The following is a 14,400-nucleotide window of genomic DNA, read 5'->3' on the forward strand; positions in this document are numbered from 1 at the left end:
CACGCCTCAACCTGCGGCGGCCTCGAGTTCCGCCAGAAGCGCATCCGCGGTCCAACGAGGCCGCGGATGCGTTTTTTCGGCCGCGCGGATGAGAACGCAAAGCCGGGCGTTGACGGGCGCAGAGGTGCCGAGGCGCCCGGCAAGCCTGACGATCTCGCCATTGATCCAATCGATCTCGGTCGCGCGGCCGGCGGCGAGATCGTCCGACATCGAGGAACGGGCTTGCGGGTCGATGGCGAGCATCCGCTTCGCCAGACGGGCAAAGATCGCGTCCGGCAATCCAAGCAGTGTCGGAATCCAGCTCGCGGGCAGCGGGGTCAGCTTCGCCGGTACGATCCCCGCTTGCCACAGCAGGCCTAGCGCCTCGCGCTGCGCCAAGGCGAGGCAGCGGCGGTAATCGCGTTGCGACAGCTCCTCCCGCAGCGGCCTGTCGGCGAGCGCGTTGACGGCGTTGTTGAGGTTGAGGAGCAGCTTCGCCCATTGGACGGGCGCCATCTCGGCGTGGCGGAGGAGCGGCAGGCCTGCCTGCGCGAAGGCCGAGAGATCGGGCCGCCCCGCCGGGCTTGCCTGCAGGGCGAGGTCGCCTTGCGAAGCCTGGTGGAACTGGCCCGGCGCGGGGTTGACGACGTTGAACGGCACCATGCCGTCGAGCACCGTCTGCTTCAGCGCGGCGCGCAGGATATCGCCGTTGCCGATGCCGTTCTGGAAGCTGACGACGGTGGCGGTGGCACCGAGGACCGGAGCCAGTTCGGCCGCTGCGGCGGCCGTACCGCCCGATTTGACGGTGAGCAGGACGAGATCGGCCCCGGCGGCACCCTCCGGCTCGGTCGCGAAGGCGATGCTGCCCGGCGGAACGGTCCAGCGGCGACCGTCGTAATGCGTGACGGTGAGGCCGTGCTCGCGCAGCGCAGCCCCGGCCGCCGGCCTGCCGACGAAGCGGGTATCGGTGCCGGCGGCGAGAAGGCGCCCGCCGAGATAGCAGCCGATGGAGCCGGCGCCGTAGATGCAGATCCTCGTCATGGTCGGGCGCTCCGGAACGTTGCGCATTGTTCGCGGCCATGGGCTGTGGTCAAGCCGCGGGCCGAGACAGCGGGTACGACACCACCACCCGGCGCGCGGCGGGGCTGTGCCGCTTGCGCTTGTTCGGCCGGCGCTTGCTGCTAATCCTGCCACAAGGCCGCATCAGAACCGGCTATCGAGGACGCATGACCCAAGGTTCCCTTCGAGACGCCGGGCGCTACGAGCCCGATTCGCCCTATGCTTGGCTGCGCCTGGTGCTCGCGCTGGTGGTCGGCACCGTCGCCTGCGTCGGCTCCTGGTCGGTCGTCGTCGTGCTGCCGGCGATGCAGGGCGAGTTCGATACGCTGCGTTCCGGCGCCACGCTGCCCTATACCTGCGCCATGCTCGGCTTCGGTGCCGGCAATGTCGTGATGGGCCGGATCGCCGATCGCTACGGCATCATGGTTCCCATCGTGGTGGGGGGGCTGCTGCTCGCGGCCGGATACACCGCAGCCGGGCTCTCGCATTCGCTCTGGCAGTTCGCGGCGGCACATGGGCTCCTGATCGGAATCGGCAGCGCCGCTGGCTTCTCGCCGCTGATCTCCGACCTGTCGCATTGGTTCCGCCGGCATCGCGGGCTCGCGGTGGTCTGCGGCGCCTCGGGCAGCTATCTCGCCGGCGTGGTCTGGCCCCAGGTCATCAACTGGGGGCTCGCGCATCATGGCTGGCGCGTCACCCATTTCGGCATCGCGGTGACGGCGCTCGTCATCATGCTGTCCTTGGCGCCGTTCTTCCGCCGCCAGCCGACGGCCGCCACGCTCGCCAGCGCCGACGTCCATAGCGCCGGCGTGCGCGGCGATCTCGGCCTCAGCGCCAATCAGCTCCAGGCCCTGCTCTGCGTCGCCGGCTTCGCCTGCTGCGTGGCGATGGCGATGCCGCAGGTCCATATCGTCGCCTATTGCGGCGATCTCGGCTACGGCGTGGCGCGTGGTGCCGAGATGCTCTCGCTGATGATGCTGCTCGGCATCGTCAGCCGGGTCGGCTCCGGCTTCGTGGCCGATCGCATCGGCGGCACGGCGACGCTGCTGATCGGCTCGTTGATGCAGGGCGTAGCGCTGTTCCTCTATCTCTGGTTCGACGGGCTCTCGTCGCTCTACATCGTCAGCGCCCTGTTCGGCCTGTTCCAGGGCGGCATCGTGCCGATGTACGCGGTCATCATCCGCGAATACCTGCCGGCGCGGCAGGCCGGGATGCGCATCGGGCTCGTCATGTCCTTCACGGTGCTCGGCATGGCGGCCGGCGGCTATCTCTCCGGCGTCATCTTCGATTATTTCAGCTCCTACCGAATGGCCTTCCTCAACGGGCTGGCCTGGAACCTGGTCAATCTCGCGATCGCCTGCTGGCTGATCCTGCGGACACGCCAGCAATCGGAGCAGCGCGTTCAGGTCGCGGGGCGATAGGTGCCGAAGCACCAGAGATGGCCCTCCGGATCCCTGCAGATGAAGTCGCGGCTGCCATAGGGCTGGTCTGTTGGCTCCATGCAGATCTCGGCGCCGGCCTTGCGGGCGTGCTCGCAGCGGGCGTCGATGTCGTCGGTGGCGATATAGGGAGAGGCGGTCGTGCCGCCGAGCTCGGCCGGGCGCGAGACGAGCTTGCCGAATTCGTTTCCCTCGGACGAGCCGAGCATGACGAAGCAGTCGCCCATGCGCAATTCGCCATGGAGCAGCGTCCTGCCATCCTCCGAATAATAGGCAGCATGCTTCTCGAAGCCGAAGGCCTCGATCAGCCAATCCACCATGCGCGGGCCGTCGAGATAACGCAGTGAGATGCAGATCAGCGGCTTCTGGCCGGGCATGGTCGTTCTCCTCCGTGACGCCTCGCGATCATCCTCGCCCGCAAAGGCGCGAGGGGTAAAGGCTCACCCCGCTTGCCGGGCTCGCTCCCGCCCGCCATCATCGCCGACAGATTCCCCATCACGAAGGCGACGAGCGACCATGACCCGAGCGGCCGATGCACCGGAAGAGCAGCCCCGCGGCGAATTGACCGTGCGCACCATCGCGATGCCGAGCGACACCAACTCGAATGGCGACATTTTCGGCGGCTGGGTGATGTCGCGCATGGACCAGGCCGGCGGCATCGCCGGCGTCGATCGGGCGCAGGGACGCGTGGTGACGGTCGCGGTCGATGCCATGACCTTCATCCATCCGGTGAAGGTCGGCGACGTGCTGAGCGTCTATACGGAAATCGAGTCGATCGGCCGGACCTCGATGAAGATCCACGTCGAGGCCTGGGCCAAGCGCTTCCGGACGACGCTGCACGAAAAGGTCACCGACGCGACCTTCACCTTCGTGGCGATCGACGAGGAGGGCCGCCCCCGGCCGGTGCCCCGCACGGATTGAAAATCCTAACGGCTGATGAACCTGATCTCGGACGCGGTGATTCAAAAGAATCCACTTTAAACGTTCCTTAAAAGGCACTTCGCCATAGTGCGCCCCGACAAGACCGGAACACCGGTCCGGGGTAGATGCATGTCCGTCCGATCTCGCAAGGCCTACCTGCCAACCGGCCATCCGGCCGGCCGGGCAGCGGATTCTGTGCCGCATGGGAGACGCGACATGGACCGGGCCAGGCTTCCGCTTCTGAAATCCTTTTCCAGCGTTGCGTGAGATCCGGAGAACGACTTCATGACGAAAGCCAAGCCTGCGCGCGAGCGCAAGCCGATGCGGATCGGCATTGCCGCCCGGATCTATGCCGCGTTGGGGACGCTGACGGCGCTGACCCTCGTATCCTCCTCCGTCGCGTGGCTCTCCTATAACCGCGTCGAGGCGACGGTCGACGACCTCGTCGGGCAGAAGATGCCGGTCGTGGAGCTGGCGCTCGAACTGTCGCAGGCCGCCACGCAGTCGACGGCGCTCGCTGCCCGCTTCAGCGAGGTCGAGTCCATCCAGGATCGCTCGGCGCTGACCGCCGATCTCGACAAGGTCGAGGGGCGGCAGATGGACCTGCTGCGGCGCATCGCGCAGCAGGGCAAGGTCGATCAGGGGAAGGCCCAGCAGGCGATCGACACGCTCTCGCGCCAGATCAACGACATCAACGACCTGACCGGTGACAGGCTCCGCAACGCGGCCGAGCAGGCCAAGACGCTCGAGAAGCTGTCGAAGGCCCGTGAAGGATTCACCGCGCTCGCCGATTTCGAGACGGGCGACGCCCAGTTCAACGTCAAGATGAACATCGCCAGCGCGACCCAGCTCACCGGCAAGGAGGTCGAGGAGGCGCTGGCCAACATCATCGACAAGGATCTCGCCACGCTGCAGACGGCCCAGGCGCTCCAGCTCCAGATCAGCGAGATGGTCGGCCTGCTGCGCGAAATCTCGCAGGTCGACAACCGCGCGGCGCTCGACACCGGCAAGTCCCGGTTCAACGCCACCCTGAATCAGGTCCGCGGCTTCCTCGCCCAGGCGGAGAAGCTGCAGGCGAATCCGGCGCGCGCCGATGCCGTCAACGCGGTGATCGCTCTCGGCGAGGGCAATGAAAGCGTGATCGCGATCCGCGAGCGCGAGCTGAAGACGCGCGCGGCGATCCAGGCCGGGCTCAAGGAGACGCAGCAGGCCGCCGATGCGGTCCGCCGCGAGGTCAACGAACTCGTCACGACGGCCCGCAACGGGGCGGAAGCCGCCGGCGCCTCGACCGCGACGCTGATCGACCAGAGCCGGCTCTGGCTCGGCGGCATCGGCGGCGGCTCGCTGCTGATCGCGCTGGCGCTGGCCTTCTTCTATGTCCGCCCGATGATCGTCGGCCGCCTCAACCGGCTCTGGGGCGCGACGAAGGCGATCGCCGACGGCGCTCTCGAGACGACCGTCGATACCAAGGGCAACGACGAGATCTCGGACATTTCGAAGAGCGTGCTGCTCTTCCGCGACAATGCGGTCGCGCTGCGTGCCGCCGAGATTGCCAAGGTCGAGGACCAGAAGCAGGCGCAAGAACAGCGCCGCCAGATGATGCAGGAATTGGGCGAGGCCTTCGGCGTCGTCGTCGCCGCCGCCGCCGCCGGCGATTTCAGCCAGCGTGTCGCCGCGCAGTTCGCCGATGCGGAACTCAACGCCCTGGCGGACTCGGTCAACACCCTGCTCGAAACCGTGCAGACCGGCCTGTCCGAGACCTGCGAGGTGCTCGCCGAGCTCTCGGCCGGCCATCTCTCGGCCCGTATCGAGGGGCTCTATCAGGGCGCCTTCGCCGAGCTCAAGGACGGCACCAACGCGCTCGCCGACGAGTTCGAGGGCACGCTGGCGCGGCTCTCCGAGACCGTCTCGGCGGTGCGCAGCGCGACCAGCGAGATCCTCGACGGCGTCACCGACCTCGCCGAGCGTACCAGCGAGGAGAGCAACGCCGTCTCGATGGCGACGAACCAGCTCGGCGCCTTCGCCGGCACGGTGAAGAAGACCGCGAGCGAGGCGGCGCAGGCGACCGGCATGGCGCAGGGCGCCGAGGAGCGCGCGCAGCAGGGCGAGAAGGTCGTCGCTTCGGCGCTGGAAGCGATGCAGCGCATCCGCCAGTCCTCGAGCAAGATCTCCGAGGTCATCGCGATGATCGACGAGATCGCCTTCCAGACCAACCTGCTGGCGCTGAACGCGGCGGTGGAAGCGGCGCGGGCCGGCGATGCCGGCAAGGGCTTCGCCGTGGTCGCGACCGAGGTTCGCAGCCTCGCCAAGCGCTCGGCCGATGCGTCCAACGACGTCAAGAAGCTGGTCGAGGCGGCTCATGGCGACGTCCGGGTCGGCGTCGGCCTGGTCGAGGAGACCTCGGCGATGTTCGGCGCGATCATGGGCTCGGTGAACGAGCTGACGAAGCTGATGAACGGTATCGCCCAGACGGCGAAGAGCCAGGCCACCGACGTTTCGACGATCAACACCGAGATCGACGGCATCGGCACCATGGCGCATCAGAACGCGGCGCTGGTCGAGGAGACGAATGCGGCGCTGGCGCTGACCGACGAGCAGACGCGGGCCCTGACCGAGCACATCGCCCGCTTCCAGTTCCGGGAGGGGCATGCGGGCGGCCATGGCGGCAAGGCCTCCCTGCACGAGGCGGCCTGAACGCGAACGACGGGACACCGGACGATCTGAAAGGCCCCGCGGACCGATCCGCGGGGCTTTTTCGTGTTTTGCGCCGGAGACGCCGGGCGGCCTAGCCCGTCCCGCTATGGCGTCCGACGCAGCATCGGCTTTTCGGAAAAAGCGGATTCCACTTTTCGGCCCGATGCTGTAGGCGAGAGACGGGCCGGTAGCTCAATGGTTAGAGCTCGCTGCTCATAACAGCGCCGGTGCCGGTTCGAGTCCGGCCCGGCCCACCATTATAATTGCTAAGCGTCTGATTTTCTTCAGCTAAATTAACGAAATCTCGCGCCGGAATTCAAGGTACGGGAATAGCATGTTCTAATCCCGTCCCGGCAAGAGCTTCGCCGCTGCCTGTTTCGCCAGCCGTTCGCGATTCGCTTGGCGGGTGTAGAGCGATGCCATCCGGCCGCCACGCCAACCGAAAATGGCCTCAAGTTCGGCGTCGGAGGCCCTGCCTTCTCTCTTTGGGCACGGGAAATACAAGGACCAGAGATCGCGGGGTTCGCTTGGCGCGACGCTTGATCAATTATCGCCTTTCAATTCCACCCAATAGCCAGGTCGATAGGGGATTGGCAGAAAGCGCTCGTGAAGTTCGCGCAGCGTTTCATCCGCATCGAGATCGCCAAAAAGCTCGGGATGCAGCCAGCGTGCGATGCGCTGAAGCGCCACGAATTGGTAGGGGCTGTTGTAGAACTGGTGCCAGATGGCATAGACGCGCCGCTCAGCGACCGCCTTGCCATGCATGAATGCCGGGCGCTGCGCGAGGGCTGCGAGTTTGCGACGGGCTACGGACAGATCAGCGCCCGGGCCGAGGCCAACCCATTCGCCGCCTGGCGCAAGCGTGTCCCAGTTGCCGCCCGTCACGATGACGACATCGGGGTCTCGGGCGATGATCGTTTCGGGGTTGATCGTACCGAAGGTTCCCGGAAGGAGTTCCGAACCAAGATTGCGGCCGCCGGCCATTTCGACCATCAGGCCGAAATTCTCCTTGCCGAAGCTCATGCAGCAGCCGTCGGAGTATCCTGGAATGCGGTCCAGCATGACCAGCGGGCGCTTCAAGTCCGGCATCGCCGCGATCGGGCTCGTCACGCGCGCGATCTGATCCGCTCGGAAGGCGATCAGTCGTTCAGCGACGTCTTCGCGTCCAAACAATTGCCCCAGCACGCGTAACGAAGGCTCGGTGTAGCGGAGCGGGGCGTGCCGAAAATCGACATAAAGCACCGCGACACCAACCGAGGCGAGCTTTTCGACGAGCTGCATCTCCGCACTGGCGCGCTCCGCTTCGAAGTTGAGGATCAGCACATCGGGCTGAAGCGAAATCGCCTTCTCGATATCGAAGCTTCCTGCCGCGGCGCTGCCGAACTTTGGCAGCGCGGCGGCTTGCGGGTAGCGTTCGACATAGATGCGGTAGCTGTCGGGGTCAGCCTTCTCGAAATCCTCTCCCCATCCGACGATGCGGGCGAAAGGGTTGTCACGGTCCAAGGCCGCGATGGCGTGGATCTGCCGCGCTTCGCCGAGCAGGACACGCCGAACGGGCAACTCGACAGCGACCTTGCGGCCGAGCACATCGGTAACGGTGATCGGCGCTGCGGAGGTCCGACAAGCTGCCGCGAGCGGCAAGCCGATGCCGAGAGCCCCCAGCAGATTCCGACGGGACGGGCGAAGGCATGACGTCATCAGAGATCCGCGGACATCGACAGGAGATAGGTTCTTGGAGCGCCTTGCGTGAAGGTGCCGAAGGACGCCGCGCCAGCCCAGTATTTCGCGTCCGTCACGTTCACGACATTGGCACGGAAGGTGGTTTTGCGACCGTTGAACTGCGTCGCGTAGCGCAGCCCCAGGTCGAGGCGAGTCCAATCCGACAAGGCCTGGCTGTTCGCCGCATCGACGAACTGCTTGCCTGTATGGATGACGGCCGCGTTGAGGGTAAGGCCGGGGACCCAAGGCACATCCCATTCCGTGCCGAGATTGAGCTGGATGCGAGGCACGCCGATCGGTGTATTGCCGATATTGGCCGCAGCCGCTGTGCGTGTGAGTTCTCCGTCGAGCAGGGTCAGGCCGCCCAGCACCCGCCATTGCGATGTGATCTGGCCGAAAACATTGAGCTCGAGGCCGCGAACACGCTGCTCTCCGCTTTCAGCGAAGGTGCGCGCCGGGCTGAGTTCGCCAATCGGCCGCGTGATCTGGAACGCGGCGAGCGAGGCGCCGAAGCCACTGTAGTCGAGCTTGACGCCTGCCTCGACCTGGCGGGCGACATAAGGGGCGAGGATCTCGCCGGCGTTGCTCGCGGTTACCGGCGCGATGTCGCCGCGGCTCAGCCCCTCGACATAGTTTCCGTAGAAGGAGACGTTTTCCCAGGGCCGGACGACGAGGCCGACGAAGGGTGTCGTGGCGCTCTTATCGTAGGAAGAGGCCAAGGTACCGACATTGGAGACGTAGTTGCGGGCCTCGACATTCTGCCGGCGCACGCCGACCGTTAGCAGAACGCGCTCGTCGAAAGCCGAGAGCGTGTCCGCCGCCGAGACGCCCGTCAGCGTGCTGTCGGACAGACGCGCCTGCGAGCCGATACGCAGCGGCGCGATCTCCGGCACGCGCACCGGGTTGTAGATATTCGAGGCGTAGGAGCCACGGGCAGCGGCGAACTCGCGCGATGTCTCTTCATGGTATCGAGAGAGCTGCACAGTCAGTGCATGCCTGATGAAGCCGGTCTCGAATTTTGCCCGTACACCGCCCTCAAAGGTCTGACGGTCGACACCGAGGGCGTAGAATTGCGGTGCCGTAACGGTATCGCCGCGCAGGTTGGTGATCGTCGCGGCCGAGGCGAAATAGCGTTCGACGCCGGTATGCGAGGCCCCGGCATTGCCGAACAGTGTGATGCCGTCGGCGATGTCGTACTCCATCCGCAGCAAGCCGCCGCGATCGTCGACGTCCGAATATTCCCATGGCTGGGTCACATTGCGGCGGCCATCAGGCGCCTTCGGAACCGGCACCCCGGCCTGCATGAAGAAGGGCCGGGCAGGCGCATTGAAACGATCTGCCTGGGCCAGAAAATAGGCCCAGGCGCGGAACCGCTCGCCCTGATAGTCGAGGGCGAGCGCGCCAACGCCGCTTTGCTCCGATTGATGATCGAGAGCTGTCCTGCCGTCGCTCAGGCTGGTGATGACCCGCAGGCCCCACTCCCGATTGGCACCGAAGCGCCGGGCGAAGTCGAGCTGACCGCCGGGCCGCGCATTCGAAGCATAGTTTAGCGTGACGCGCGTCAGGTCCTCTTCGGCGCGTTTCGGGACGATGTTGATGACGCCGCCGATCCCGCCATTCGGCGAAACCCCGGTGATCGCTGCCGAAGGCCCTTTCAAGACTTCGATGCGCTCGGCATAATCGGAGAAAATGCGAAAACTCGGTGCCACGCCGTAGACGCCATCGAATGCAATTTCACCGCTCGTCCCCTCGTTCGCGGGAAAGCCGCGGATATAGAACGAGTCGAATGGCGCGCCGGTGCCCTGGGTCGCGCGCACGGATGGGTCGAGGGCGAGCGCCTCGGAGGCCGTCCGCGCCTGGCGGTCACGGATGAACTGATCAGTATAGCTGGTGACGCTGAACGGCGACTTCTGGATGTCGGTATTGCCGAGCAGGCCGAGGCGGGCGCCGGTTGCGACCTGCCCCCCTGCGAAAGCTGGCGGCACCTGCGATGTGCCGGCCCCTTCCACGACGATCTCGTCGAGCTGGAGCTGACTCTGCCCTTGTTGAGCCCGGGCGGCGATCGTTGCCAGCGGAACGCTCACGATAACCAGGGCGGTCATCAGACATGCACCGGTTGCCGCGGCTTTCACATGGCTGGGCTCGGCGAGCGCGGTTGACGCCCTCGTTAGCTGATCGACCTTCATTTTTGCCTCAATAATTCAGCGAGAATAACGACGTTATCTTCGCTGCATGCTTGAGGTAATTGATGTTTAGGCGTCAATCTGGCTGTAAATAAAAATGAATAATGAAAATTACTTGTGCCAATAATGCAACTAATATATTTTAATTACTCAAAACAAACCATCAAAAATTTGTGACAACGTACAGAAGAGGAGACAAGGCGCCCCTCGATCTACGATACTTGTTGTATCCAGAGGGGTAGGCTTGGCGTCGATATCTTTTTCTAGAGGCCAGCCTCTAAAAAAGAGAGGCAGGGCAGTCCGCTTGCGTCCTGATGGCCAATGGCGTCGGCCAACGCCACGATTCACCCGGCTGAAATGTCGGCCATGCCTCGTCTCAATCCTGCAGCACCCTATGCTCGCCGATGGCGGGAACCGAGCCGTATTCACGTCCAATGCCCGCCAGGACCATGGCAGGAGCAGGTAGTTCAACCGGCCCCGCCGGCGTCTGGACAGTGATGCGCCGCAGATGCGGATGCTGCGATAGCCCGGCCATGTCGTTGACGCTGGCGAAGGCGATGGCGGCTTCGAGGAGGAGCCGGCCCGCTTCGCGTGCATCGAGCCTTGCGAAGGCATCCGCGGCGATCCGATCGGTCTCGAGCCGGTTGCGGACGCGGTCGACATTCGTTGCGAAGCGCTGGTCGGTAACCAGATCCGCCTGCCGGAGGAACAGTTCGCAGAACTTGGCCCATTCCCGGTCGTTCTGAATCGACATCAATATCGGCCTGCCGTCGCGGGTGGCGAAGGCGCCGTAAGGTGCGATCGAAGGATGTGCCATGCCGATGCGCTGCGGCGGTCTGCCGCCTTCCTGGTGAAGCAACGGCACGGTCGACCAATCCGCCATCACGTCAAACATCGAGATGTGGATATCGGCACCCTCGCCGGTGCTGCCCCGCGCGATCAGGGCTTCCAGGACCGCGGCGTGCGCGGTGGCGCCGGTGGCGATATCGACGATGGAGATTCCGACGCGGGCCGGCTCCTCGGGGCCGCCGGTAATGGAGCATAATCCGGATTCGGCCTGGATCAGCAGGTCGTAGGCCTTGCGATCCGCGAGTGGGCCGTTCTCGCCATAACCGGTGATCGAGCAGCAGATCAGGCCGGGATGTCGCACACGCAGCTCTTCGGTCGCGAAACCCAGCCTGGCGAGTGCACCGGATTTCAGGTTCTGCACGAGGATGTCGGCCTGTGCGATCAGTCCAGCGAGCTTGGCTTTGTCCTCCGGCGCGGAGAGATCGAGGACGAGCGATTCCTTGCCCCGGTTCAGCCACGCGAAGTAGCTGCTTTGACCGTTGGCGACATCATCGTAGCGTCGGGCGAAATCGCCCTCCGGCCGCTCGATCTTGATGACGCGTGCCCCCGCATCGGCGAGGCGCGAGGTGCAAAACGGGGCGGCGACCGCTTGCTCGATCGCCACCACGAGAACGCCTTCCAGCGGGGAACGGGCAGAAGCCATCGGAGCCACCTCGGTCAGTCAAACTTGTCCTGACGGTCAGATAGCTGCCCGATCCCCCTTGTCGTCGATGGCCGTTTTGCGAAGCTCGCCTCTAAAGATCAGAGGCAGGCCGTTCACGATGCGTAACGGCGAACCAGCTCCCGGGCGCCTTCGATCTCGCTGCAGATCCAGTCCTCGACCACCACGACCTCGCGCCGGCGGCGCATCTCGGGCGGCCGGACCAGATAATAGGAAAAGCCGGTCGGGACGGCCTTGCGCATCGGCGTGACTAGCCGGCCGGACTGGATCGCCTGGTGCGCCAGGACGACGTCGGTCATGGCGACCCCAAGGCCGCATTCGGCCGCGCTCAACGCCATGTCCAACGCATCGAAGTCGAGGCCGCCACGTGCATCGAGGCCGGTTCCCGATTTCTCCGACCACGTCACCCAGTCCTGCCGGTCCGGCAGGGGATGGAGCAGGGTCGCGCCTGCCAGATCGGTCTCGCCGTCAACATGCCCCGCCAGGTAATCCGGCGCGCAGACCGGCAGGATCCATTCCTGATAGAGTTCCGTCGCGCAGTCCTGAGGCCAGTTGCCAATGCCGTAGCGAATGCCAAGGTCGGCATCATTGTCGTTGAGCGTCATGTCGTTGAGACGCGTATGGACATTCACCTTGATCAGAGGGTGCCGCTCCTGGAACGTCCTGAGCCGCGGCAGCAGCCAGCGTAGTGCGAAGGTCGGCAGCACCTTGATCGTGACCGCGTTGCGCTCGTTCCGGAACGGATCGATGGCGTTCGCGATGTGGTCGAACGCTTCTTTCACGCTGAGTGCGAGCCTGCGGCCCTCGTCGGTGATCTCGAGCCCGTTGTGGCTCCGGATGAAGAGGGGGGCGCCGAGTTGGTCCTCCAGGATCTTGACCTGACGGCTGACGGCACTCTCGCTGACGTTCAGGATGAGCGCGGCCTTCTTGATGCTGAGTTGGGCCGCCACGATCTCGAAGCAGCGCAGTGCGTTCAGGGACGGCAATCTGCGGCTCATTTCGGCCTCCTCAGCGGAACTTCAGCCATCCTTTTCAGGGCAGATCCATTCTCGGATCAAGCGCATCGCGCAGTCCGTCGCCAACGAAATTGAAAGACGTCACGGCGAGCGTGATGGCGATGCCGGGAAAAATGGCGAGCCAGGGCGCGCTGGTGAGATAGCTCTGCGCGCTTTCGAGCATGTTGCCCCAGCTCGGCGTCGGCGGCTGGATGCCGAAGCCGAGGAAGGAGATGTAGCTTTCGGCGAGGATCGCGTGGGCGACATTCAAGGTCGCGGCGACGATGATCGGGGCGATGGCATTGGGCAGCAGTTCGCGGAACATGATGCGGCTGTGCGATGCGCCAAAGGAGACAGCGGCCTGCGCGAACTCGCGTGTCTTCAACGCACGGATCTGCGCCTCGACAACGCGAGCAACTTCCATCCAGGAGGTTGCCGCAATCAGTATCACGATCGAGGCCACAGAGGGCTGGATCAAGGCCGAGATGGCGAGCAGCAGGAAGATCGAGGGGAAGCACAGCATCGCATCGACGAAGCGCATCAGCGCGGCGCCCACCACGCCTTCGTAGAAGCCCGCGACAAGGCCGATGCAAATGCCGATCGCCATGGCGATCATCATGGCCGAGAAGCCGACCGCGAGCGAAATCCGCCCCGCCATGAGCAAGCGTGCGAGGATATCGCGACCGAGCGGATCGGTCCCGAGGATGTGCGGGCCCGTGAAGGGCAGAGCGAAACGGGCTCGAATGTCGATATATGTGTCGGTGTAGGGCAGAAGCCACGGCCCGATCACGCAGGCCAGCGTGAGGGCGACGATCGCCGTTGCGCCGAAGACAGCGAGCTTGTGGCGGCGGAAGCGCCTGAAGCCCGGACTGTTCCAGAGCCGCTCGGGCGGCAGCACGGCGGCCCGGTCGAGATCACTGACGCTCATCAACCGCTCCTCGAAATGCGGGGATCGGCGATGCCGTAGAGCAGGTCGGCGATCAGAGAGCCGAGCAGGACGAGCACGGCGCTCAACATCAAGACGCCCATCACGACCGGATAGTCGCGATAGCTGATCGAATCGAGGAAGAGCCGCCCCATGCCGGGCCAGGTGAAGACGGTTTCGGTGACGAGGGCACCGGAGAGCAGCATCGGCACATGCAGGCCAGTGATGGTGATCATGGGCAGCAATGCGTTGCGAAAGGCGTGGCGGACCAGGATCGAGCGCTCGGAGAGGCCCTTGGCGCGGGCGGTGCGGACATAATCCTGGTTGATCACCTCGAGCATGGAGGAGCGCATGTAGCGGCTCCAGACCGCGGTGGAGACCAGCGCGAGCACCATGACCGGCCCGATCAGATGGTGGATCTGGTTGAGCAGGGAGCCGTCCCCGATGGTGTAGCGGTTACCGGATGGCAGCCAGCCAAGCCCGACCGAGAAAACGTAGATCACGACCAGGCCGAACCAGAAGGTCGGGATCGACAGCGCGATCATGGCGCCGATGGTGGCGAGAGAATCGAAGAGCGAGTAGCGGCGGATTGCCCCGAGGATTCCGATCCATGCGCCGATCAGCATGGCGAGCAGCGTCGATGTCAGCATCAATTCCAGCGTCGCGCCGATATGCGAGCCGATGATGTGCAGCACCGGCTGGCCGTCCCGATAGGAGCGGCCCCAGTCGCCGGCGAGCATGCGCCATAGCCATTCGGCGTACTGGATCGGCAAAGCCCGGTTCAGGCCGAGCTGCTCGGCAATACGGTCGAGGTCCTCTTGCGACATGTCGCCGCCGGCGGCGAATTGCGATAACGGCCCGCCCGGAGCCAGATGCAGGATGGCGAAGCCGATCATCGAGACGATGAAGAGCAACAGCACGGCCTGCCCGAAACGGCGCAGAAGAAAGGCGCTCAAGATCTTGTCATCCTCGCGGG

11 protein-coding genes and 1 tRNA gene are annotated in these 14,400 nt (G+C 65.0%); 4 read left to right on the plus strand and 8 right to left on the minus strand.

Annotated features, from left to right (window positions below; genetic code table 11):
- Window positions 1-6: 6 nt before the first annotated feature.
- Complete coding sequence (locus GGC47_RS06420; protein WP_142021740.1) at window positions 7-1,020, minus strand: 2-dehydropantoate 2-reductase; 1,014 nt, start codon at window positions 1,018-1,020, stop codon at window positions 7-9.
- Between the two features lie 185 nt (window positions 1,021-1,205).
- On the opposite strand from GGC47_RS06420, the gene GGC47_RS06425 reads away from it, so the two are divergent.
- Window positions 1,206-2,459, plus strand: coding sequence for an MFS transporter (locus GGC47_RS06425; RefSeq protein ID WP_142021741.1), 1,254 nt, complete (start codon window positions 1,206-1,208; stop codon window positions 2,457-2,459).
- Here the strand turns inward: GGC47_RS06425 and GGC47_RS06430 are convergent.
- A complete protein-coding gene (locus tag GGC47_RS06430) occupies window positions 2,441-2,854 on the minus strand; it encodes a VOC family protein (protein WP_142021742.1) in 414 nt (137 codons plus the stop codon). The genes GGC47_RS06425 and GGC47_RS06430 overlap by 19 nt on opposite strands.
- 139 nt (window positions 2,855-2,993) lie before the next feature.
- On the opposite strand from GGC47_RS06430, the gene GGC47_RS06435 reads away from it, so the two are divergent.
- The 3 genes from GGC47_RS06435 to GGC47_RS06445 all read left to right on the plus strand — a co-directional run bounded on the left by GGC47_RS06435 (window position 2,994) and on the right by GGC47_RS06445 (window position 6,349).
- The gene (locus GGC47_RS06435; RefSeq protein WP_038359016.1) at window positions 2,994-3,398 is read left to right on the plus strand and encodes an acyl-CoA thioesterase; all 405 of its coding nucleotides are present in this window, start codon (window positions 2,994-2,996) and stop codon (window positions 3,396-3,398) included.
- 285 nt (window positions 3,399-3,683) lie between these two features.
- The gene (locus tag GGC47_RS06440; RefSeq protein WP_142021743.1) at window positions 3,684-6,092 is read left to right on the plus strand and encodes a methyl-accepting chemotaxis protein; all 2,409 of its coding nucleotides are present in this window, start codon (window positions 3,684-3,686) and stop codon (window positions 6,090-6,092) included.
- 181 nt (window positions 6,093-6,273) lie between these two features.
- Window positions 6,274-6,349: transfer RNA gene (locus GGC47_RS06445), tRNA-Ile, on the plus strand.
- Between the two features lie 286 nt (window positions 6,350-6,635).
- Here GGC47_RS06445 and GGC47_RS06450 read toward each other — a convergent pair.
- The 6 genes from GGC47_RS06450 to GGC47_RS06475 all read right to left on the minus strand — a co-directional run bounded on the left by GGC47_RS06450 (window position 6,636) and on the right by GGC47_RS06475 (window position 14,380).
- Window positions 6,636-7,790 (minus strand): ABC transporter substrate-binding protein, encoded by a 1,155-nt coding sequence (locus tag GGC47_RS06450; RefSeq protein ID WP_429067381.1) that lies wholly within the window; start codon window positions 7,788-7,790, stop codon window positions 6,636-6,638.
- Complete coding sequence (locus GGC47_RS06455; protein ID WP_429067756.1) at window positions 7,790-9,913, minus strand: TonB-dependent receptor; 2,124 nt, start codon at window positions 9,911-9,913, stop codon at window positions 7,790-7,792. Before GGC47_RS06455 ends, GGC47_RS06450 begins: the two co-directional genes overlap by 1 nt.
- Window positions 9,914-10,370: 457 nt before the next feature.
- Complete coding sequence (locus tag GGC47_RS06460; protein WP_142021745.1) at window positions 10,371-11,486, minus strand: CaiB/BaiF CoA transferase family protein; 1,116 nt, start codon at window positions 11,484-11,486, stop codon at window positions 10,371-10,373.
- Window positions 11,487-11,599: 113 nt separating this feature from the next.
- Complete coding sequence (locus GGC47_RS06465) at window positions 11,600-12,502, minus strand: LysR substrate-binding domain-containing protein (RefSeq protein WP_142021746.1); 903 nt, start codon at window positions 12,500-12,502, stop codon at window positions 11,600-11,602.
- Window positions 12,503-12,536: 34 nt separating this feature from the next.
- A complete protein-coding gene (locus GGC47_RS06470) occupies window positions 12,537-13,427 on the minus strand; it encodes an ABC transporter permease (protein ID WP_142021747.1) in 891 nt (296 codons plus the stop codon).
- Window positions 13,427-14,380 (minus strand): ABC transporter permease, encoded by a 954-nt coding sequence (locus GGC47_RS06475; RefSeq protein WP_038359004.1) that lies wholly within the window; start codon window positions 14,378-14,380, stop codon window positions 13,427-13,429. Before GGC47_RS06475 ends, GGC47_RS06470 begins: the two co-directional genes overlap by 1 nt.
- Window positions 14,381-14,400: the final 20 nt, after the last annotated feature.

The organism is Allobosea sp. OAE752 (genome assembly GCF_050433265.1).
In the GTDB taxonomy this organism is placed as follows: Bacteria; Pseudomonadota; Alphaproteobacteria; order Rhizobiales; family Beijerinckiaceae; genus Allobosea; species Allobosea spartocytisi.